The sequence below is a fragment of the Janthinobacterium amylolyticum genome, assembly GCF_051380655.1.
Classification (GTDB): Bacteria; Pseudomonadota; Gammaproteobacteria; order Burkholderiales; family Burkholderiaceae_D; genus Janthinobacterium.
The window spans coordinates 1-21364 of sequence record NZ_JBNYXL010000021.1; the positions used below are offsets into that span (position 1 = coordinate 1).

Annotated in this window: 15 protein-coding genes; 4 read left to right on the top strand and 11 right to left on the bottom strand. The window is 59.9% G+C overall.

Features of this window, described 5'->3' with window-relative positions; translation table 11 throughout:
* The first annotated feature begins 416 nt into the window (after window positions 1-416).
* Window positions 417-2405 carry a sigma-54-dependent Fis family transcriptional regulator gene (locus ACQ4WR_RS27885; protein ID WP_436491325.1) on the top strand — a complete coding sequence of 663 codons (1989 nt, stop codon included), beginning with the start codon at window positions 417-419 and terminating at the stop codon, window positions 2403-2405.
* 1 nt (window position 2406) lies between these two features.
* Here the strand turns inward: ACQ4WR_RS27885 and ACQ4WR_RS27890 are convergent, their stop codons facing one another.
* The 7 genes from ACQ4WR_RS27890 to ACQ4WR_RS27920 form a co-directional block, all read right to left on the bottom strand.
* Complete coding sequence (locus tag ACQ4WR_RS27890) at window positions 2407-3417, bottom strand: FAD:protein FMN transferase (RefSeq protein WP_436491327.1); 1011 nt, start codon at window positions 3415-3417, stop codon at window positions 2407-2409.
* Window positions 3407-5509 carry a 4Fe-4S binding protein gene (locus tag ACQ4WR_RS27895; RefSeq protein ID WP_436491329.1) on the bottom strand — a complete coding sequence of 701 codons (2103 nt, stop codon included), beginning with the start codon at window positions 5507-5509 and terminating at the stop codon, window positions 3407-3409. The genes ACQ4WR_RS27890 and ACQ4WR_RS27895 overlap by 11 nt, the downstream gene beginning before the upstream one ends.
* A gap of 62 nt (window positions 5510-5571) precedes the next feature.
* A complete protein-coding gene (locus ACQ4WR_RS27900) occupies window positions 5572-6732 on the bottom strand; it encodes a porin (RefSeq protein ID WP_436491331.1) in 1161 nt (386 codons plus the stop codon).
* A gap of 297 nt (window positions 6733-7029) precedes the next feature.
* On the bottom strand, window positions 7030-8766 hold the full coding sequence (locus tag ACQ4WR_RS27905) for a PQQ-dependent methanol/ethanol family dehydrogenase (RefSeq protein WP_436491333.1): 1737 nt from the start codon (window positions 8764-8766) through the stop codon (window positions 7030-7032).
* Between the two features lie 49 nt (window positions 8767-8815).
* Window positions 8816-9205: a DUF779 domain-containing protein gene (locus tag ACQ4WR_RS27910; RefSeq protein ID WP_436491334.1), complete on the bottom strand. Its 390-nt coding sequence runs from the start codon at window positions 9203-9205 to the stop codon at window positions 8816-8818.
* Window positions 9206-9256: 51 nt separating this feature from the next.
* On the bottom strand, window positions 9257-10777 hold the full coding sequence (gene adh / locus ACQ4WR_RS27915; RefSeq protein WP_436491336.1) for an aldehyde dehydrogenase: 1521 nt from the start codon (window positions 10775-10777) through the stop codon (window positions 9257-9259).
* Window positions 10778-11107: 330 nt separating this feature from the next.
* Entirely contained in the window at window positions 11108-12064 is a 957-nt protein-coding gene (locus tag ACQ4WR_RS27920) for a beta-propeller fold lactonase family protein (protein WP_436491338.1), read from the bottom strand.
* Window positions 12065-12268: 204 nt separating this feature from the next.
* Between ACQ4WR_RS27920 and ACQ4WR_RS27925 the strand changes: the two genes are divergently transcribed.
* Complete coding sequence (locus ACQ4WR_RS27925; RefSeq protein WP_436491340.1) at window positions 12269-14419, top strand: TonB-dependent receptor family protein; 2151 nt, start codon at window positions 12269-12271, stop codon at window positions 14417-14419.
* 159 nt (window positions 14420-14578) lie between these two features.
* Here the strand turns inward: ACQ4WR_RS27925 and ACQ4WR_RS27930 are convergent, their stop codons facing one another.
* The 4 genes from ACQ4WR_RS27930 to ACQ4WR_RS27945 form a co-directional block, all read right to left on the bottom strand.
* The gene (locus ACQ4WR_RS27930; RefSeq protein WP_436491342.1) at window positions 14579-15412 is read right to left on the bottom strand and encodes a substrate-binding periplasmic protein; all 834 of its coding nucleotides are present in this window, start codon (window positions 15410-15412) and stop codon (window positions 14579-14581) included.
* A 25-nt stretch (window positions 15413-15437) separates the two neighbouring features.
* Complete coding sequence (pedF, locus tag ACQ4WR_RS27935) at window positions 15438-15923, bottom strand: cytochrome c-550 PedF (RefSeq protein WP_102292365.1); 486 nt, start codon at window positions 15921-15923, stop codon at window positions 15438-15440.
* 141 nt (window positions 15924-16064) lie between these two features.
* Window positions 16065-17081, bottom strand: coding sequence for an RNA 3'-terminal phosphate cyclase (rtcA, locus tag ACQ4WR_RS27940; protein WP_436491345.1), 1017 nt, complete (start codon window positions 17079-17081; stop codon window positions 16065-16067).
* 16 nt (window positions 17082-17097) lie between these two features.
* Window positions 17098-18333 carry an RtcB family protein gene (locus ACQ4WR_RS27945; protein WP_436491347.1) on the bottom strand — a complete coding sequence of 412 codons (1236 nt, stop codon included), beginning with the start codon at window positions 18331-18333 and terminating at the stop codon, window positions 17098-17100.
* A gap of 295 nt (window positions 18334-18628) precedes the next feature.
* Between ACQ4WR_RS27945 and rtcR the strand changes: the two genes are divergently transcribed.
* Entirely contained in the window at window positions 18629-20242 is a 1614-nt protein-coding gene (gene rtcR / locus ACQ4WR_RS27950) for an RNA repair transcriptional activator RtcR (protein ID WP_436491349.1), read from the top strand.
* A 12-nt stretch (window positions 20243-20254) separates the two neighbouring features.
* Window positions 20255-21037, top strand: coding sequence for a nucleotidyltransferase domain-containing protein (locus ACQ4WR_RS27955; protein ID WP_436491350.1), 783 nt, complete (start codon window positions 20255-20257; stop codon window positions 21035-21037).
* The last annotated feature ends 327 nt before the right edge of the window (window positions 21038-21364 follow it).

Below are 21364 nucleotides of genomic sequence, written 5' to 3' on the forward strand. Positions count from 1 at the left end.
TGTTAAAGAACTGTATTCGGTTACTGCTTTCGCGCTATCGACAAAGCGTTGTGTTTGTCAGCTGCGAAGAAGGAAGAGTATGAAGCATTTCGCTAAATCCGTCAACACCTTCTTTTTCACCCTGCTTTACTCGGCATTTGCATGCGTCGTTCAGCGAGGGGGCGAATTATAGCCCTGCCCCGCGCCCGCTACAAGCGCTATTTTTTCCGCCCTGCGAAACGGTCCCTGGCACCACACTTGCTTATACACAGGCCTATGCACTGTTCACTGATGAGAGCAACCCTGGGCCAGGCAGCAACATTGGGGACAGCCCGGTTCGCTTTGCTTTGCTCCCATCTGTGACAGGTGCTACATTATGGAACACTCTCGATTCAAAAGAGCGCCGCAGTACAGGGCCCAACGGAGGCAACGAGATCATGTATCAACCATCAGCTACTTACCGTAGCGCACCGTTTTCGTCCATCGCGGACGCGAACATCACACCGGCAGGACAGGACAACGTTCCCGTCATCATTGAAACGTCCCATCAGCGCTCAGTCGCCTTTGGCCTGTCTCCCACGGCCACGCCCGACTTCACGCCGGCTGGCAAATCCGACCTGTCCTTGCTGATCGAGCAAAACCGCTTGCTGCACACGCACGCGCTGCCCGCCATGGAAACCCTGTACCAGCAAATCGTCAACACCCACAATATGGTGATCTTGACGGATGCCAACGGCGTCATCGTGCACTCGCTGGGCGACGATGATTTCCTGGAGAAAGCCAACCGTGTTGCCCTGCAGCCGGGGGTGGCATGGTCGGAGCAAAGCCGCGGCACGAACGCCATCGGCACGGCCATCACGGAAAAGGTACCCACCCTGGTTCATGCGGACCAGCATTACCTGGCCGCCAATCATTTCCTCACGTGCTCCGCGGCACCGATCACCGACCACCGGGGCAATGTCATCGGCGTGCTGGACGTCTCGAGCGACCAGCGCAGTTTCCACAAGCATACGATGGCACTGGTGCGCATGTCCGCATTGATGATTGAAAATCAGCTGTTTTCCGCCACCTTCGAAGACGCCATCACCGTGCACTTCCACGCGCGGCCAGAATTTGTCGGCACGTTAATGGAAGGCATCGCCTCGTTTACACCGGGTGGACGGTTTTTATCCGCGAATAAAAATGGCTTGTTCCAGCTGGGCCTGTCATTTGCGGCACTGCAATCACACACTTTCAGCTCCCTGTTCGGCTTGCCCGTCTCCGCCCTGTACGATCACTACCGCACGGCAGCCCCGGGTTTGCTGAACCTGTGCATGCACAGCGGCGTGCGCGTGTATGGCCGTGCGCAGCTGCGCCTGGCTAACAGTGTCTTTCAGCAAGGCATTACCGCCGGTAGCGAGCACAGCGATATCAATGCCTTGCCGGCAGCGATCCCCGCCCCCGCCAGCCATGCGGCCAACGCCGCGCGGCGCCTGTCAGGTTTGCGCTACCTGCGCACCGGCGATCCGCAACTGGAACTGGTGATCGAGAAGGTCAACAAGGTACTGGGGCGCGATATTCCCATCCTCGTCATGGGCGAAACGGGCACAGGCAAGGAACTGCTGGCGCAAGCCATCCACAACGATTCGCCACGCGCCATGGGGCCGTTCATCGCCGTCAATTGCGCCTCGATTCCGGAAACCCTGATCGAGTCCGAGCTGTTCGGCTATGAAGACGGCGCCTTTACGGGCGCGCGCAAGAAAGGCGCGATCGGCAAGATCCTGCAGGCGAATGGCGGCACCCTGTTCCTCGATGAAATCGGCGACATGCCGTTTGGCTTGCAGGCGCGCCTGTTGCGCGTGCTGCAGGAGCGCATGGTCACGCCGCTGGGCAGCAGCAAATCGATCACCGTCAACGTGGAACTGATTTGCGCCACGAATCACAACTTGCGCGAGCGCATGGCCAAGGGCCTGTTCCGTGAAGACTTGTATTACCGCTTGAACGGCCTGGTGGTCAAGCTGCCGCCGCTGCGTGAACGCACGGACCTCGACACGGTTGTCAAAAAAATCCTCGCGACGGAAGCGCCCGATACGCGCTACACGGTGTCGCCGGACATCCTGCGCATGTTCCACCAGCACAAGTGGCCAGGCAACTTCCGCCAGCTGACCAATCTGTTGCGCACGGCCATCGTCATGGCAGGCGACGAACACGAAATCTGTTTGCGCCACATGCCCGACGATTTCCTCGACGATATTGAGATGACGCAAGCACATGCCGTCAGCGCCAGCACGGACCGCATGATCGCCGCAGGCGCCAACCTGGAAGAAATGGAGCACAGCGTGATCCTTAAATCGCTCGATGCTCACGGCGGCAACGTCTCGGCCACGGCGCGGGCCCTGGGTGTGTCGCGCAACACCATCTATCGCAAGGTGCCGCATCTGAAATAATTCAGGCGATGCGTGGGAAGCCGGGCGACATGCGGCGGTGGCCCCGCTTGTCGATCGTCATCAGGTCAATGCCCTGCATTCGCGCAGCCATCGCGTGCGCGCGCGCCGCGCCCGTCACCATGAAGGTGGTGGATAAGCCATCAGCCAGCAAGCCCGTCGGTGCTACCACGGTGACGCTGGCCAGCTCGGGCGGTGAATCGCCGCTGGCTGGATCGACAATATGATGATGCGCAAAGTCTGGCGTAAATGCGCAGGCATAATCTCCCGACGTGGCCACGCTGCGCCCGTCCACCCTCAACGTTGCCGCAAGGATTTCCGCATCGCGTGGGTCCTGGATACCCAAGGTCCAGGGCCGCTGTGCGGCACGCTGTCCGCGGGCAATAAATTCACCCGTGTCGAGCAGCGCATGCCGCACCCCGCGCGCCTGTGTGGCGGCCAGCGCCATGTCCGCCGCGTAGCCTTGCGCCAAGCCATTCAAGGTCAGCGCCATGCCGGGCCGGAGAAACCGCACTTCCCGGCTATCCCACGCCAGTTGCCGCCAGCCTACCCGCGCCTGCGCCGCGCGCAGCAATGTGTCCGCCGGCAAGCTCGCCTCCTCTGCCGCGACGCGAAACAGCTGCCACAGCGGCTGCACCGTGATATCAAATGCCCCATCGCTCCATTGCGACAAGGCTTGCGCCTGCGCCAGCACGGTCAACAGATGCGCATCGGGCCGGGCCAGGCGCCCGTCGCGGTTCAGCTGAAACACTTGGCTGGCGGGACTGTAAATGCTCATCAGGCGGTCGATATTGCGCGCCGCATGCAAGGCGTCCTCAATCGCCAGCTCGGCCTGCCGCTGCTCATGGTGCTGCACTGTCACGGCGATGGTGGTGCCAAACGCCAGCGCGGCACCCTGGTACAAGCGCATGCCGGAGGCGGCAGGCGTACCACGCGCCATGCTCCCTGGCAATGACAAGCCCCCCATACCAGCCACGCTGCCGATCGCTGCCGAAATAAACGTTCTACGCTGCATTGCTGCTCTCCTCTACCGTCGCGCGGGCAATCGGGATAGTGCGGGCGCGCTTGATGTCGAGCATCAAGGGCGCGCATTTTTCATCGCTGGCGTAAATCACCACACAATCCATGCATTGGAAACATTCACCGTAATCAACCTTGCCATCCGGCGCAATGGCGTGATATTCGCAACGGTGACGACAAGTCTGGCATGGCGTGCCGCATTCCTTGCGCCGGGGAATCCAGCTGAACAAGCGCACCCGCCCCAGCAAGGCCAGCGCCCCGCCAAACGGACACAGGTAGCGGCAAAAGAATTTATAGGAAACACTGCTGAGCAGCAGCAAGCCCACGGCATACGCGACGAATGGCCAGGCGCGCACGAAGTTCAGGGTAATGGCCGTCTTGAACGGTTCCAGTTCCACCAGCTTGTCCGTGAGCTGGCTGGAAAACATGCTGCTGGCAAGAATGGCCGCCAGCAAAACATACTTGATCCATTTCAGGCGTGCATCGAGGCGCGGCCGGATCTTCCACTGCGGCAAGCGCAGCCACTGGCCCAGCTTGCCCGTGAACTCCTGCAGGGCACCGAACGGGCACAGCCAGCCGCAAAACGTGCCACGCCCCCACATCAGCAAGCTGAACAGCACGAAGGCCCACAGGATCACCGTCATCGGGTCGAACAGGAAGAAGCCCAGGCCGCGCCCCGCCATCGCCGCCTGGATGGCGCCTGTAAGATTAACGATCGACAATTGCCCTTGCGCGTAGTAACCGATGAAGCCGATGGTAAACAACAGGAATACACGGCGGAACCAGAGGAATTGGCGGCTATCCCGCACCAGACGCTTCTGCCAGGCCAGCGCGCCGGCCAGCAGCGCCAGCCCGGCCAGCAAGCTCAACAGCTCTACTTTGCGGCCCGTCCACGTGGCGCGCCAGCTGGCGTCGCTGCCTTGCGGCGTCGTATGGAATCTGGCTGGCAGGCGGTAGCTGAGATCGACATTGCGCGTGATTCGCTCCGGATACACGATGCCCTTGCTGCGCGTGATAGGCAAGGAAAACGCCAGCGGACTGGCCGCATCCAGGCCCGCCTGGCTGATGATGCGCAATACGACGTTATTCTCCGTCGGCAACGACGCCGTGTCGGCCAAGTTCAATTCCAGGTCCAGGTCGCGCATGTCGATCGGCAAGCCATCTTGCTTCAGCAGCAGCCGGTCGGGTACCGTGCCGCGAACGAAGTCGTCCCCCAGCACGCTGTAGCGCCCGCGCGACAGTACAAGCATGGCGTGGTCGCCCTCGTCAAGCCGGTTGCGCAGCTTGTTCCAGCTGCGTTCCGTCAGCAGGTTGCGGCCCACGGACGGCACGGAAACATAGGCCAGGTAAAAGTCGATGAAGATGCCCTCCGGATCGCGCGCACCTTCCTTATCGAGGCCCGCGCCGGGACTGCCCGCAAACAGGGCTTCCACCTCCTTGTTACTCAGGCGCACATGCTGGATCAAGCCCTGCTCGAGCATCTGCGTCACGCTGAGTTTGTCGACTACCGCCATGCGAATGCGGGCGAGCTGGTCAGGATCGCGGCCTTGCGCAAAGCCCAGTTTTTTGCGCGACACTTTCAAGGCCGACGCCAGCACGCTCTGATTGATGATGCGCACGGATGCCGTGGCCTTCGACACGCCATCGATATCGGCATGGGTCGTGTCCGCCGCCCGCTTGGTGCGCGCACCGATGGCGATGTTCTGTTTCAGCGACAAATTCTTGTATTGCTGGACGAACTGGAATAACGGCGCTTCGCCGAGGCCGTCGAGAAAGACGGGCTCGTGATGAGACAACACGGCCACCTCGAGAAAACTGCCTTGTGGATTGATCGCGATCAACAAATTAACGGGAACGCCAGAAAAGCCGGGAATGGGCGCCAGGTCCACCGACTCGAATACATAGCCGACCAAGTCGGTGGCCGTGGCGTTTTGCTTGAACAATGGCCACACAGGCACATCCACTTCCTTGTCGCCCACGACCAGGGGCGCAGGAAAGCGCCGGGCAAGCTCCGCTTTGGTGAGTACGCCGGCCCACGCCTGTCCCAGGATAAACAGAAATAGCCAGCAAGCGATGAATAACCGCATTGTCCTCATGCACCGTGCTCCGTGCGGCGCCGCAGTTTCCGGCGCCGCGTGCTGATAACTGATTAGAAGAAAATAATACCGCCCAGGGACACGCCATTCATCCTCGCTTCACCGCCCGCAAAACCTTTCGAACGCGTCTGGCCCAGTTCGCCCACCAGGGTGATCGCGCTGTTGAGCGAGTAGTACGCGCCCAGGGTCAGGTTGGCGTTCGATTTCAATCTCCCCGTGCCGGCCGTGTTGTCGTCGTTCTTGCTGATACCGTAGGACAAGCCCAGCTTCAGCTTGTCTGTAGGCTTGTACGTGCCTTGCAGCAGCCAGTTCTTCGACTTGGTATCGCCCTGGTCCGCATCGGACAAGATACCCAGTCCCTTGCCGCCCTGGAAATTCACCAGCACGCCAGCCGGGCCCATCTGATACGAGCCGCCCACTTCCACGCCGCGCATGGTCAGGTCATCCACACCGGCCGTTTTTGAAGTGAACTTTTGCGACTTCACGCCCAGCCAGGCTTTCAAGCCTTCGTGCGCATACGTCAGTTGCGCCTGCATTTGCGGACTCGACTTCGAGGAATACGTCGAGCCTGCCACGATGGGGGTATCGGAGACGGGGCTGACCAGCGCCACGTCGGCGCCAAAGCCGCCCGACTTCGGCGAGCTGTACATGATCTGCCCATAGTTGCCCAGATAGGTGTAGCCGGCGCCGATATGGCCCAAGGTGACACGACCGCGCTGCGTGGCCTGCACGGGCGCGCCCGAACCCAGCAAGGTCATGTCGGACAGGATCGCATTCGCGCCAAACATGCCGTAGTCGCGCCCCAGCTTGAAAGCGCCCATGTGTTCGTTGCCAAATGTGAAGAAAGCCTGGCGCACATCGACCACGCTGTTCTGGCTGATGGCGCTGTCCGTGGCCGTCGAGTTGTAGATGCCGATCAGGGCCTTCACGTCGTACTCGCCCAAACGCGACGAAGCCGATGTGATCAGGCCGTTCGGCAGCAATCCATTGCCGATGGTGGTACGGTCTTTTTCTCCGCCGCAACCGAGCGCCTGGCCGCCCAGCGCCAGCCCGCCCACGGCATCGCCCGAACACGACACTTGCGTGTAGTAGGCGTTGACGATGCCGCCCACCGACACGGTCCAGTCGCCAGCCTTGATATCGACGGCGTTCGCCTGTCCCATCGCTGCGATTGTCATGGCCCCCAGGCTCCCCAGCTTGATGAATGCATTCATGTTTTCTCCCCTTTTCTTCTGTGTTTTTAGTCTGCACACCAGTGATTGATGTAGCTCAATCTTTGGCAATAAGCGTGCCCAGCAAAGCACCGGGGGAGAGCAGAAAAATTGGCGCTTGACGTGTATAGCAGCGGATCAATGCTAACGAACAATGTTCATTTTTTGACCGCCAGCATCAGCATACTGACCGAACGCTTGCGTAAACAAAAAACTGACGGCCTGGGCCGTCAGCAAAAAACAAAACGCCCGGCGGGACAGGGAGACACCCATCCGCAGAAAGCCGGGCGTTTCACCCCATTACTTCGATGCCAGCTTGAAGACCCAGACGGAACCGCCCTGTTCCAGGAAATTGACCTTCTTCGCCACTTCGCCGCCCCACAGCGGCACCGCGCCGCCCCAGCCGGAAACGACGGCGACATATTGCGTATCGCCATCTTGCCAGGTGACGGGTGGCGCAACGACGCCCGAGCCGGTCTGGAATTTCCACAGTTCCTTGCCCGACTTCGCGTCGACGGCTTTCAGGAAACCTTCCGGCGTGCCGTAAAACACCAGGTTGCCCGCCGTACTCATCACGCCGCCCCACAGCGGCGCGTTGTTCTTGATTTCCCAGACGATCTTGCCCGTCTTCGGATCGATGGCGCGCATGGCGCCGATGTAATCGTCAAACAAGGGCTTGATGGTAAAACCGGCACCGAGGAAGGCGCCGCCCTTCTTGTAGCTGATGGGCTCGTTCCAGATGTCCATGCCCCATTCATTCGCCGGCACATAGAACAGCCTGGTTTGCGGCGAGTAGGCCATCGGCATCTGGTTTTTGGCGCCAAGGAAAGCGGGCGCGGCAAACACGGTCGTGCCCTTCTTGCCTTCTTCGCCCTTGGTCGGGTCGCCTGGACGGCCGGCGGCGATGTAGTTCGGCCGGCCCGACTTCAGGTCGATGCTGCTGGCCCAGGTAATTTTCTTCACGAAAGGAAAGGCATTCTGCAGCTTGCCGCTGGTCGCGTCGATCACATAGAAAAAGCCATTGCGATCGGCCTTGCCGCCGTAGCGCTTGCCATCCATGTCGAAGGTAACGAACTCATTGGCACCATCGAAATCCCAGGCATCATTCGGCGTATTCTGATACGCCCACTTGATCTGGCCCGTTTTCACGTCCAGCGCCACGGTGGACGAGGAATACAGGTTGTCGCCGGGACGCAAGTGGCTGTTCCATGGCGCCGGGTTGCCCGTGCCGAAATAGGCCAGCTTGGTTTGCGGATCATAAGTGCCGCCCATCCAGGTGGAAGCGCCGCCCGTTTTCCACAGGTCGCCAGGCCAGGTTTTATTCGCGGTGCCGGACACGCCGTTATCGCTTGCCTTGCCATCCTTGTCGTAGCGGTGGCCCATGTGCCCCTCGACCGTAGGGCGCGTCCACACCAGGTCGCCCGTCATGGGGTTGCGCGCCTCGACCCGGCCGACGATGCCGAATTCGCCGCCCGACACGCCCGTCAGCAGCAAGCCTTCGGCGATCAGCGGTGCGGCCGTCATCGAGTAGCCGGCCGCATAGTCGTCGACTTTTTCCTTCCAGACGATCTTGCCCGTGTTCTGGTCCAGCGCCACCAGATACGCATCGAGCGTGCCGAAAATCACCAGGTTGCCATACAGCGCGGCGCCACGGTTGACCACGTCGCAGCAGGGCATGATGCCGTCTGGCAAGCGATGCTCGTATTTCCACAGCTTGGCGCCCGTTTTCAAGTCGATGGCGAAAATGCGCGAATACGACGCCGTGACAAACATCTTGCCATTGTGAATCAAAGGCTGCGATTCCTGGCCCCGCTGCTTTTCACCGCCAAACGAAAATGACCAGGCAGGCACCAGCTTGGCCACGGTCTTGTCGTTGATCTGCGTCAACGGCGAATAGCGCTGGCCCTGCGTGCCCATGCCAAACGACAAGATACTCGACGGATTCTTCGCCGTATTGTCGAGCATGGCGCTGGTGACATTGCCTACGTCGGCCGCCTGGACCAAGGAAACCAAACTCAAACCGACGAGTATCCCCATGATTTTTTTCTGCACAATCATCTCCCTCTGTTTTATTAGTATGTGTGTATCAAGTCTTGCGGTGCTCATGCGGCTGGGCATGCAGCACGGCGCACTCTTCATCGGTGAACAGGCGCGAGCGCGTCAGGAAGCGCTTGCCCGTGCCGTTGTCGAGTGAAAACATGCCGCCATTGCCGTCGACCACATCGATAATCAGCTGGGTATGCTCCCAGTACGCGAATTGCTCGAGCCCCATGTAGAACGGCGTGCCGTTCAAATTGCCCAGATAGATGTCGGAATCGCTGACATCGAACTCGCCCAGCGCGTAGCACATGGGCGCACTGCCGTCGCAGCAGCCGCCCGACTGGAAAAACATCAGCGGGCCGTGACGCTCACGCAACTTGTCCATCATGTCCAGTGCCGCATCCGTGGCGACCACCCTGGCAATTGCTGCACCCATGGCATCCCTTTCAGCGCGCCGCACCTGGAGAGGCGCGGCGCGTGTAACGGTTTAGAAGAAGCCCAGCGCTTTCGGGCTATAGCTCACCAGCAAGTTCTTCGTTTGCTGGTAGTGGTCGAGCATCATCTTGTGGTTTTCGCGGCCGATACCCGATTGCTTGTAGCCACCGAACGCGGCGTGGGCCGGATACAGGTGATAGCAATTGGTCCACACGCGGCCTGCCTGGATGGCACGGCCCACGCGGAAAGCACGCGAGCCGTCGCGCGTCCACAGGCCGGCGCCCAGGCCGTACAAGGTGTCGTTGGCGATCGCCAGTGCTTCGGCCTCATCCTTGAAGGTCGTGACGGACACGACCGGCCCGAAAATCTCTTCCTGGAAGATGCGCATCTTGTTGTCGCCCTTGAAGACGGTCGGGCGCACATAGTAGCCACCTTCCAGATCACCGGCCTGCGTGTTGCGCTCGCCTCCGGCCAGCACTTCGGCGCCTTCCTGGCGGCCGATGTCCAGGTAGGAGAGGATTTTTTCCAGCTGCTCCTGCGATGCCTGGGCGCCGATCATGGTGGCGGAGTCAAGCGGATTGCCCTGCTTGATGGCGGCCACGCGCTTCAAGGCCCGTTCGATGAATTTCTCGTAGATCGATTCCTGGATCAGCACGCGCGAAGGGCAGGTGCACACCTCGCCCTGGTTCAGCGCAAACATCGTAAAACCTTCCAGGCACTTGTCGAAATAATCGTCATCCGCATCCATCACGTCTTCAAAGAAGATGTTCGGCGACTTGCCGCCCAGTTCCAGGGTGACGGGAATCAGGTTTTGCGCGGCGTAGCCCATGATCAGGCGGCCCGTGCCGGTTTCGCCCGTGAAGGCGATCTTGGCGATGCGCTTGCTCGACGCCAGCGGCTTGCCCGCTTCCAGGCCGAAACCGTTGATGATGTTCAACACGCCCGGTGGCAGCAGGTCGCCGATCAGCTCGATCAACACCATGATGGACGCCGGGGTTTGTTCGGCCGGTTTCAGCACCACGCAATTGCCCGCGGCCAGGGCTGGCGCGAGTTTCCAGACGGCCATCAAAATCGGGAAGTTCCAAGGGATGATCTGGCCGACGACGCCCAGCGGCTCGTGGTAGTGATAAGCATAGGTTTCCGCGTCGATTTGCGCGACGGAACCTTCCTGCGCGCGGATGCAGCCGGCGAAGTAGCGGAAATGGTCGATGGCCAGCGGAATGTCGGCGTTCATCGTTTCGCGGATCGGCTTGCCGTTGTCGATGGTTTCCGCCGTGGCGATCAGGCTCAGGTTCTGTTCGATGCGGTCGGCGATGCGGTTCAGGATATTGGCGCGCTCGGCAGGCGAGGTCTTGCCCCACGCTTCCTTGGCGGCATGGGCGGCGTCCAGCGCCAGCCCGACGTCCTCCGTCGTGGAGCGGGCGATTTCGCAAAATGGCAAGCCCGTGATCGGCGTAATGTTAGGAAAGTATTCACCTTTTACGGGGGCAACGAACTTGCCGCCGATGTAATTGTCGTAGCGTTGCTTGAAGGGATTGGCGACGCCCAGTTTGCTGATGTCTGCGAGATTCATGTCGTCCTCTATATCGTATGGAATTGTTGGTGGTTGAAACAAACGTCCTGGTACAAATGGGGTGAGTACATGGTGTCTTCCGCAAATGCCGTGCCAGCTCGCCTCCCCACTACAAACTTAGCGTGTTTTGGCCCTGTTGCAAGGGCGTGGCGTCCATCCGGCCGCGCTATGCATGCCATGCCCCGGCGGGCATGGCTGCTGTCGCCCTGTTTGTGTTTTGAACAAGCTGGACTCGCGCTGTTGCAATAGGTGCCAGCCTGGGGCGATGGCAGTGGACGGCGCTGCACAATGGAACAGGTGTGCCAGACTGGAACACCTGGGTTGCGCCCGCTAGCGAATCACGACGCCCCATGGCAATTCGCCCACAGTAATATCGGCCACCTTGCGCGCGCTGGCCGTATCGATGACGGAGAGACTGTTCGAGCGGCCGTTAGCCACGTACAGCTTGGCGCCGTCCGGCGTGATGGCCATGTTCCACGGACGCTTACCCACGGCAATGATGGCCGTCACCTGATTGCTGGCCGTGTCGATCACCATTACCGTGCCATCGATGCCGTTCGAGACGTACACCTGCTTGCCGCTCGGATGGACCGCGATGCCATTCGCATTCTTGCCTGCGGAAATGATGGCGATGGCCTTGCGCTGCCTCATGTCGATGACATACACGGCATTGACCAGTTCGCACGCCACATAGGCGCGGCCGGAATCCGGACTGAAGCCGATGCCGCGCGGACGCAGCCCCACCGCGATGGAAGCGACTTGCCGGCGCTGCGCCACGTCGATGACATCGACTTGCTCGGCCTCTTCCGCGCTGACCAGCAGCCAGCGCCCGTCCGGACTGAAGACAGCGTGTTCCGGGTTACGCCCCTGCACCTTGATATCGGCGAGCAAGATGCCCGTGTGACCATCGAGCAAGGCCACGCTATTGTTTTCCTCGACGGCCACGGCCACATGGCTGCCGTCCGGCGAGGCGCTGACGCCTTCGGGCGACTTGCCCAGCGTCACCTTGCGCGCAGGCGCGCCAGCCACGTTGTCGATCAGCAGCAAGGCGCTGCTGGCCGCATCCGTGACAAACAGCTGCTTCCCGCCGGGGTCGGCGGCAATGCCGCGCGGGCGCTGGCCTGCCGCGATCTGGCGCACCACCTGGTCGGTAGCAGTGTCGATCACGCTCACGCTACCCGACTTTTCATTGGGAACATAGGCAAACGGTGCCGCCTGGACGGCCGTGCCGGCCAGCACAGGCAGCAGCCAGCAAATCTGGCGCAAGCGAAAGAATAAGTTGGGCATAATCACCTTTTCAATGGAAAGACACAGAAAAAGCGCGCACGAGCGGCGCGGGTAAAGCTTGCTGCATGCAAACGCCATGCCACGGACAGGCGTATAATTTCAGCCCACCAATGGAGACATGGCAAGCATATTGCTTGATAAGACTATGCAGACCTGTATCGCGCACGCGGTAAAACAGGCTTTTATTCACATTGGAGAACCCGCATGCAGCATCGTTTCCGCCTGAACACCATCGCCAGCCTGTTTGTTGCCGGCAGCGCCACCCTGGCTCCCCACGCTTACGCCGCCGAGGTCGCAGATCCGGGTGGGCAGCTCATGGATACGGTGGTCATCAGCGGCAGCCGCATCGCCCATCCCAGCCAGGAAGTGCCAGCCTCCATCGACGTGGTCGACAGCGCCCGCATCCAGGATGGCCAGATCCGCGTGAATGCGTCGGAAGCGCTGGCCGCCGTGCCGGGCCTGGTCGTGCAAAACCGCCAGAACTACGCGCAAGACTTGCAGATCTCGTCGCGCGGCTTCGGTGCCCGCTCGGCCTTTGGCGTGCGCGGCGTCAAACTGATCAGCGATGGCATTCCCGCCAGCATGCCCGACGGCCAGGGCCAGGCCGCCACTTTCAACCTCGATACAGCCGAGCGCATCGAAGTGCTGCGCGGACCGTTTTCCGCCATCTACGGCAACCACTCGGGCGGCGTGATCCAGCTGTTTTCCAAGGATGGACAAAATCCCCCGTCCGTTGAACTGAATGTGACGGGCGGCAGCTACGGCACCAATAAAGTCGATCTCTCGGCGCAGGGCCAGGCCGGTGCCATCGGCTACGTGCTCGACGCCTCGCGCTTTCGCACGGACGGCTTCCGCGACCACAGCGCCGCCACGCGGGAACAGGCATTCGGCAAGATCACGGTCAAGCCGACGGCGGACAGCAAGCTGACCATCGTCGCCAACAGCCTGCACCAAGGCAATACGCAAGATCCACTGGGCGCCACCTGGGCCACGTTCGCACGCGACCCGCGCGCCGGCGAAATCGACGCGACGGATACGCAAAATCCGAAACGCACCCTGGCCGAACGCTACAACACACGCAAGAGCATTGACCACCAGCAAATCGGCGCCACCTTTGAACAGTCGTTTGGCGAAGACCGCCTGCACGTGACGGCCTACGGCGGCAACCGCGACGTGATCCAGTACCAGGCCTTCACCAAGTTCCTACAAAATCAAACTATTAATGGAGTACTCACACATTCAGGTGGCGTGGTCGACTTCCAGCGCGAGTTCTACGGCATCGACACCAACTGGCTGCATGTGAATCAACTGGCCGGCGGCAAGCTGAGCACCACCATTGGCATCAATTACGGCCGATCCAGCGACGACCGCGCGGGCTATGAAAATTTCATCGGCAATACTTTTGGCGTGAAAGGCAAGCTGCGCCGCGACGAGCAGGATGTCGTCTCCAGCCTCGATCCCTACATCCAGACGGAATGGCAAAGCGGCCCGTGGCTATTCAGTGCCGGTTTGCGTTACAGCAAGATGAAAGTGTCGGTGAACGACCATTTCCTCAGCAATGGCAATGACAGTGGCAGCCTGGAATTCAGCCATACGACACCAGTGCTGGGCCTGCTGTACAAACTGACGCCGAACGTCAACGTGTACGCCAGCGCCGCGCGCGGTTTCGAGGCGCCTACCCTGAACGAACTGTTTTACTCGGGCACGGGCAGCGGCTTCAATTTCAACTTGAAACCAGCCACCAGCACCAACGTGGAAGCGGGTGTGAAGGCCAGGATCAACAACAATACCCACCTGAATGCGGCCGTATTCCAGATCAAGACCAACGATGAACTGGTGGTCGACAGTTCCAGCGGCGGACGCACCAGCTACCGCAATGCGGGCAAGACCTTGCGCCAGGGTATGGAAGTGTCGCTCGACTCCAGCCTGCCGTATGGCTTCACGACGAAAGTGGCACTGACCAGCCTGCATGCCGTCTATGACGACGCCTTTAACAGTGTGCGCAAAGGCAGCCGCTTGCCGGGCGTGCCCAGCGCCAACCTGTTCGCGGAACTGGCCTGGAAAGATACGCTCGACCATGTTGGCGCGGCGCTGGAAAGCGTAGCCAGCAACAAGGTCTACGCGGAAGACAGCAACAGCGAAAAACCCGCGCCCGGCTACACCGTGTTCAACGCGCGCATCAATGCCAAGCAAAGTTTGGGCAACTGGCGCTTCAAGGAGTTTGCCCGCTTGAACAATCTTTTCGACAAGACCTACGTGGGCTCCGTCATCGTCGGCGACAGCAACAAGCGCTACTATGAGGCGGCACCGGGGCGGAATTGGTTGCTGGGTGTCAGCGCCCAATATACCTTCTAAGAACACCTGAGAAAAAGTCCGGGGCCGCGTTGCATTGCCTGGTCGTACTATTCGTACTGCCTGCGGCAAAGCGCCTTGCCCTGAACACTTTCAGGCGTCCTCATGACAAAAAGCCCGCGCATCTTCCGATGCGCGGGCTTCCCCATCCAGCGTGGCCTATCAAGGCCGCGCTTCCTGCACCCCATATTTTTCAAAGATCGCCTTCAATTCGCCGCTGGTCGCCATCTCGTTCATGGCCGCCTGCAGCAGCTTGGCCACGTCCAGCTGCTGGCGGCTGACGGCCAGCCCCACGGCCCAGCCTGCACGCGGCAGGCGGGCGAATGCCACTTCGTTCATGGCGAAGGCCGGATCGCCTTTCAGCACGGACTCGATTTCCGAGCGGTTGGCCAGCACGGCATCGAGCTGCCCCGCCTGCAATTGCTGCAGGGCTTCTGCTGCCGTATCGAAGATGCGCACATCATCGCGGTACTTGCCATTGTCTTCGCCCAGCATCAGCATGGCGGCTATCGATACTTTTTCCACGCCGATGCGCTTGCCCGCGAGCGAAGCGACACCATCGAATTTCGGCACGGCACCGGTGCTGCGCGCCAGGCGTACGGTTTCCACATAATATGGGGCGAAGATTTCGACCTTGTCGTTGTCGGCCATCAATTTCTTGTCGACCGGCACATGCAGCATCACGTCGGCGGGGCCGTAGCCGAGGTAATGCCCCTTCCACACCATATTGCGCAAATCGTCGTTCAGGTTTTCGCCGGCGGGAAAAGGCAGCAAACTCAGCTTTAAGCCCAGCTTTTTCGCCAGCGCCTCGGCGATGTCGATATCGATGCCTGTCCCCTTGTCGGAAAACGGCGCGAACTCGTTATATACGGCCACTTTCAGGCTGCCCGATTGCTGCACTTTCTGCCAGTCGGCACGCGCCGGTACGGCCGCGCACAGGGCCAGGCAGGCGAGCGGGATCATCGCGCGCATGCCACTGAGTGTGAATGAATGCATGGAACTCCTTCGTGATCGGTTCGACTCAGTTGGCTTCGCGGCGTGTTTCCAGATAGGTCTTGATGGCCCACATGGCTTCCTGGTTGAACACGCCCTCGAACGGCGGCATATACACGGCGCCATTGCGCACTTTACCGTGGCGTATGGTCGCCAGGTAATAGTTGTCCGTTTCTTTGTAGCACGCTTGTTTCTTCGTCTCATTCTTGATGCTGAAACAATCGCGGTCCAGCTGGCGCAAGTCCGGTGCGATGCCGCCCGAGATAGCTTCAATGCCGTGGCAGCGCGCGCAGTTCTGGTTGTAGGCCGACGTGCCCACCGTCAAGGCCAGCTTGTTGCCCCGATACGGGTTTTGCTCGAGCCACTTGTCGCCCACCTTGGGCAAGCCCGTGGTGTCGACGCCTTGCGGCGTGACATTGCCATGTGCATAGGCATGCGGCAAGGTCAGCAGGGATGTGAGGGCAACGGCGCCGGCGGCCGCCACGCCGAGCAGGGTACGGATGGAATAGGTCATGCTGGTCTCCTTGGTTTTTTGATGAATATCCCAAGAAGAGCAAATGCCATGCCATGCATCTTGGCCCCACGCCAGGCGGCCCATGTATCAATTTGGAACAGCTGCAACAGCTGTTTGTGTCAATCGCGTATCAACCGTGTGTCAGGCGGCGCTCACCGTGCACAGATGCGACAGTCCATGCTGTTCAAAGCCGATACGCACCGGCAGGAACCGAGCGATCACCTCGGCATTTGTCAGCGCATGCTGCGAGACCTTGCTGCAGCTGAAGGCGCCGCCACCGGCCAGCGCCATGGGCAGCAAGAGCTGGTCTGCCAGGTGGACGCTCACGGCCGCATCCGTCTTGAGATAGCCGCGCACCTCGTTCAGCAGGCGCTTGGCCACCGATTCGGCCAGCACGGACTTTTCGCCGAACGCAGTAAACACTTCCGTGACGTGTTCATGCTCCAATGTCAGCAACAGTACATTGCCCGGCCCCTGGTCCGCCGGCAAGCCGACGATGCGCAGCTGCTTGCCGCTCCAGCCCATGCCGCCGGCGATGCGTTCGAGTTCGCGCTGCGCCACGCCGACGGGCACGCCCGCGACCATGCTTTCGGCAAACCCCGCCTGCCGCTCGCCGCGCTGCAGCAATTCGATGGGCCGCAGGTGCGAAGGCTGCACGGTGGCAAGCACCTCACCACCACCGGCCGGCACAAAGCCGTAGCGCAGCAACTCAATCTGCACCTGCGCCCCCATCTGCGCCATGATGCGGCCATACGCGCGCTGCAGAAAATGCACGGGTGGCGCCATGGCATTGTGCGTGCCGCCACTGATGCGCACGGTCGATGGCGCATCCGCATGCAGCAAGGCCGGTAGCAAGGTCTGCAAGACCAGGGTACAACTGCCGGCGCTGCCGATGGCGAAGCGGTAATCACCGCCGCGTATCGTTCCCGGCGTAAATTCCAGGCGGCTTGCCCCCAGCGCCACCGGCGACATGCGTGCGCCGCAGATACTGGCCGCCGCCTGCACTGCCAGCAGGTGCTGGCGCAGCAGGCCGGGCTTGCTGCGCCCCGCGCGGATATTCACCAGCCGGAATGGCTGGCCCGTAATCATGGACAGGCTCAGCGCCGAACGTAAAATCTGTCCGCCACCTTCACCCTGTGCTCCATCTATTTCTATCATCGCTGCTTTCTCTCTCTTATCCTTTGACGCAGACGACCTGCTTCAAGATATGCACGACATCGACCAGTTCGCGCTGCGCCAGCATCACCGCGTCGATATCCTTGTAGGCCATCGGAATTTCATCGATCACGTTTTCATCCTTGCGGCACTCGACGCCTTGCGTCGCGCGGACCTGGTCATCCAGGTTGAAGCGCCGCTTCGCTTCCGTACGGCTCATCGTGCGCCCCGCGCCGTGGCTGCAGCTATGGAAGCTTTCCGCATTGCCCTTGCCACGCACGATAAAACTCTTGGCGCCCATGGAACCGGGAATGATCCCCAGTTCACCCGCGCGTGCCGACACGGCCCCTTTGCGCGTAATCAGCACATCCTTGCCAAAGTGGTGCTCCTTCTGCACGTAGTTATGGTGGCAGTTGACGGCTTCCACGTGCGTCTGGAATGGTTTATGGATGACCGTGCGCACGGCGGCGATCAGATTCTGCATCATCACTTCTCGGTTATTGCGCGCAAACCGCTGGGCCCAGCCCACCGCTTCCACGTAATCAGCGTAATGCTGCGTGCCTTCGGCCAGGTAAGCCAGGTCCTGGTCGGGCAAGTTAATAAAATGGGTGCGCATATCCTGCTTGGCCAGTTCGATGAAATGCGTACCGATGGCATTGCCCACGCCGCGCGAACCGGAATGCAGCATGAACCACACGGCCCCCTGTTCATCGAGGCACACTTCGATGAAGTGGTTACCGCTACCCAGGGTCCCCAGGTGGCGATAATTGTTGGTGTTTTTCAGCTTCGGCGTTTTCAGGCAGATCGCATCAAATTCATCCTTCAATTGCAGCCAGGCGGCATCGACCACGGAAGGCGGCGTATGCCATGAACCCTCATCGCGTCCGCGGTGGCCGCGCGTCTTCGGCGACATTCCGTGCGGGATCGCGCGCTCGATGGCGCTACGCAGCGGTCCCAGGTTATCCGGCAAGTCACTCGCCGTCAGCGTGGTTTTCGCCGCCATCATGCCGCAACCGATATCCACGCCGACGGCCGCCGGAATCACTGCGCCCAGGGTGGGAATCACGCTGCCGATGGTCGAACCCTTGCCCAGGTGGACGTCCGGCATGACGGCGATATGCTTGTAGATGAACGGCAGGGTCGCCGTATTGCGCAATTGTTTTTTAGCCGCTTCCTCGACGGGCACGCCACGCGTCCACATTTTGACGGGACGGCTGCCTTCGGTATGCAGGACTTCATATTCTTCGTTTTTCATGTGCTTCATTTCTTCTATTTTATCGGGTGTGATGACAACGATTGGTGAAATGCCTGCCGATGTATCGGCTCTGGAGGCTGGTATTGACCATTGCCTCCCCTCTCCGCTCTCTGCGTTCATCTCGTTGCTACACCCTTTATAGCAAGCGCTGTGCCAGCTTTCAATATTTCACCGTGAATAGAGATAAGCCAATGATTTTATTGAATAATATTTTTACTCACCTTCTTGCAGGAAAATTCACGTGCTTTTCAATCTTAGATATAATTATCCTTTAAGATAAATATTTATCCAAATCATGCAAGAAAAACGCACGGTCATTATCGGTTTTCTCGGTACGCAGCTCGACAATGGCAGGGGTGCCGCACGCTGGGAAAAGTGGCGCCCCAGCGTCGCCCTGACCCAGCATGAAGACAGGATCATCGACCGCTTCGAGCTGCTGTATGCCGGCAGTCAGTTCGACAATCTGGTGCGCCAGGTGTCGCAGGATATCGCCAGCGTCTCGCCTGAAACGCAATTGCGCGCGCACGCGCTCCCGATCAGCGATGCCTGGGACTTCGAGAATGTGTACGGTGCCCTCTACGATTTCGCGAACAGCTACCCGTTCGATCCGGACAGGGAAGAATACTGGATCCACATCACCACCGGCAGCCACGTGGCGCAGATCTGCATGTTCCTGATGACGGAAGCGCGCTATTTTCCGGGGCGCCTGGTGCAGACATCACCGCCCAGGCGCCAGACGGCCGGTAATCCCGGCAGCTACGCGCTGATCGACCTCGATCTGTCGCGCTATGACCAGATCGCCCAGCGCTTTACGCGCGAACAGGCGGCGGGCGTGGCGTTTTTGAAGTCCGGCATCGCCACGCGCAATGCAAAGTTCAATGCCATGATCGATGAAATCGAGCGTGTCGCCATCAAATCGAGGGCGCCCATGCTGCTGATGGGACCAACGGGTGCAGGCAAATCCTTCCTCGCGCGCCGTGTGTATGAGCTGAAAAAGTCGCGCCACCAGATCGATGGAAAATTCATCGACATCAATTGCGCCACCTTGCATGGCGACGGCGCCGCATCCACCCTGTTCGGCCATATCAGGGGCGCCTTCACGGGAGCCGCCTCCGATCGTCCAGGCTTGCTGCGCAGCGCGCACAAGGGACTGCTGTTTCTCGATGAAATCGGCGAACTGGGACTCGATGAACAGGCGATGCTTTTGAAAGCCATCGAAGAAAAACGTTTCTTCCCCGTCGGCGCCGATACGGAAGTGCAAAGCGACTTCCAGCTGATCGCCGGCACCAACCGCGACCTGGGCAAGGAAGTGGCCGCCGGCCGCTTCCGCGAAGACCTGTATGCGCGCATCAATCTGTGGACTTACGCATTGCCAGGCCTGGCGCAGCGCCCGGAAGACATCGAGCCGAACCTGGAATACCTGCTGGCGCAATACGGCGCGGAAACGGGGGAAAGAGTGCGCTTCAACAAGGAGGCACGCGAACGCTTCATGCGCTTTGCCGCTTCGCCATCGGCCGCATGGCATGGCAACTTCCGCGATTTGCATGCCGCTGTCACGCGCCTGGCCACCCTGTCGGAAGCGGGGCGTATTACCGATAGCGTCGTCGACGAGGAAATCAGGCGCCTGAAACGCATGTGGCTGCACCATGGCGAACATCAGGGCGGCATGGAAATCGAGCTGGCCGATATCATGGGCGCTGAAGCAGCCGCGCAGCTCGACCTGTTTGACGCGCTGCAGCTGCAGGCCGTCATCAAGGTGTGCCGGCAATCGCACAATATGTCCGATGCCGGGCGCACCCTGTATGCCGTGTCGCGCGCGGCGAAAGCCAAGCCGAACGATGCAGACCGGCTCAAGAAATACCTGGCCCGCTTTACCCTCGACTGGGATAAAGTATCCTCAAGCAACTAAGATGAGAGCACGATGATTCCAGAAGATATACGAGTAGAAATCATGCGCCGCCTGGCGGCCGTGGAAGAGAAGGAAGGCGTGCGTATCCTGATGGCGATTGAATCAGGTAGCCGTGCCTGGGGATTTGCCTCGCCAAATAGCGACTTCGATGTCCGTTTCATCTATGCGCGCCCGCAGGAATGGTATCTGAGCGTGGACCTGGAAGATAAACGCGATGTGATTGAATACCCGATCGTCGATGATATCGACTTGAATGGCTGGGATGTGCGCAAGGCACTGCAGCTGTTCTGGCGTTCCAATCCCGCCGTGATTGAATGGATACAGTCGCCGATTCAATATATGCAAAAGGGCGGATTCAGGACAGGCATGCAGGCCTTGCTCGATTCCGTCTATACACTGGAAAAAGGCATTTACCATTATCGCAGCATGGCCAAGACCAATTACCGCGGCTACCTGATGGCGGACATGGTGCCCTTGAAAAAGTATTTTTACGTCTTGCGCCCACTGCTGGCCACGCGCTGGATACAAACCTACCAGAGCGCACCGCCGATCGAATTTTCCGCCTTGCTGCACCTGCTGCCCAAGGAAGACGGCTTGTTGGAAGAGATACATCTGCTGCTCGAGCGTAAAAAGCTCGTGCAGGAAAAAGAACTGGCGCCGCGCATCGATAAACTCAATGCCTTCATTGAAGCAGAATTGGCCAGGCTGGAGAACTTTAGCGTGGCAAAGGAAGAAAAACCCGGTGGCATGGAAGCATTAAATCAGCTGTTCCGCCAGGTTTTGCAGGAAAACTGAGCGTCAAGCAGCAAAGGCAGCGCGCAGCGCTGCTTTTTTTCGTCTTTTGTATGGTTTGGCTACCCTGGCCGGCTGGCGTAGTTGTCGGATTACGCGCGGCCTTGCCGCGCTAATCCGACCTACCCGACCTGGCCGGCGGCAAATCGACGTAGGTCGGCTTAGCGCGCAGCGCGTAAGCCGACAAACACCACAGACATAAGCCACGAATCTCCAGACGAAAAAAAACCCGCCAATTGCTTGACGGGTTTTTCTCTACTGCGAATAACAAGCCTGACGATAACCTACTTTCACACTGGTTGCAGCACTATCATCGGCGCAAAGTTGTTT

What these genes read in the sequence shown, in the direction of transcription:
- ACQ4WR_RS27885 (WP_436491325.1), top strand. Translation starts at nt 417, where the DNA reads ATGTATCAACCATCAGCTACTTACCGTAGCGCACCGTTTTCGTCCATC.
- ACQ4WR_RS27890 (WP_436491327.1), bottom strand. Translation starts at nt 3,417, where the DNA reads ATGCAGCGTAGAACGTTTATTTCGGCAGCGATCGGCAGCGTGGCTGGT.
- ACQ4WR_RS27895 (WP_436491329.1), bottom strand. Translation starts at nt 5,509, where the DNA reads ATGCGGTTATTCATCGCTTGCTGGCTATTTCTGTTTATCCTGGGACAG.
- ACQ4WR_RS27900 (WP_436491331.1), bottom strand. Translation starts at nt 6,732, where the DNA reads ATGAATGCATTCATCAAGCTGGGGAGCCTGGGGGCCATGACAATCGCA.
- ACQ4WR_RS27905 (WP_436491333.1), bottom strand. Translation starts at nt 8,766, where the DNA reads ATGGGGATACTCGTCGGTTTGAGTTTGGTTTCCTTGGTCCAGGCGGCC.
- ACQ4WR_RS27910 (WP_436491334.1), bottom strand. Translation starts at nt 9,205, where the DNA reads ATGGGTGCAGCAATTGCCAGGGTGGTCGCCACGGATGCGGCACTGGAC.
- adh (WP_436491336.1), bottom strand. Translation starts at nt 10,777, where the DNA reads ATGAATCTCGCAGACATCAGCAAACTGGGCGTCGCCAATCCCTTCAAG.
- ACQ4WR_RS27920 (WP_436491338.1), bottom strand. Translation starts at nt 12,064, where the DNA reads ATGCCCAACTTATTCTTTCGCTTGCGCCAGATTTGCTGGCTGCTGCCT.
- ACQ4WR_RS27925 (WP_436491340.1), top strand. Translation starts at nt 12,269, where the DNA reads ATGCAGCATCGTTTCCGCCTGAACACCATCGCCAGCCTGTTTGTTGCC.
- ACQ4WR_RS27930 (WP_436491342.1), bottom strand. Translation starts at nt 15,412, where the DNA reads ATGCATTCATTCACACTCAGTGGCATGCGCGCGATGATCCCGCTCGCC.
- pedF (WP_102292365.1), bottom strand. Translation starts at nt 15,923, where the DNA reads ATGACCTATTCCATCCGTACCCTGCTCGGCGTGGCGGCCGCCGGCGCC.
- rtcA (WP_436491345.1), bottom strand. Translation starts at nt 17,081, where the DNA reads ATGATAGAAATAGATGGAGCACAGGGTGAAGGTGGCGGACAGATTTTA.
- ACQ4WR_RS27945 (WP_436491347.1), bottom strand. Translation starts at nt 18,333, where the DNA reads ATGAAAAACGAAGAATATGAAGTCCTGCATACCGAAGGCAGCCGTCCC.
- rtcR (WP_436491349.1), top strand. Translation starts at nt 18,629, where the DNA reads ATGCAAGAAAAACGCACGGTCATTATCGGTTTTCTCGGTACGCAGCTC.
- ACQ4WR_RS27955 (WP_436491350.1), top strand. Translation starts at nt 20,255, where the DNA reads ATGATTCCAGAAGATATACGAGTAGAAATCATGCGCCGCCTGGCGGCC.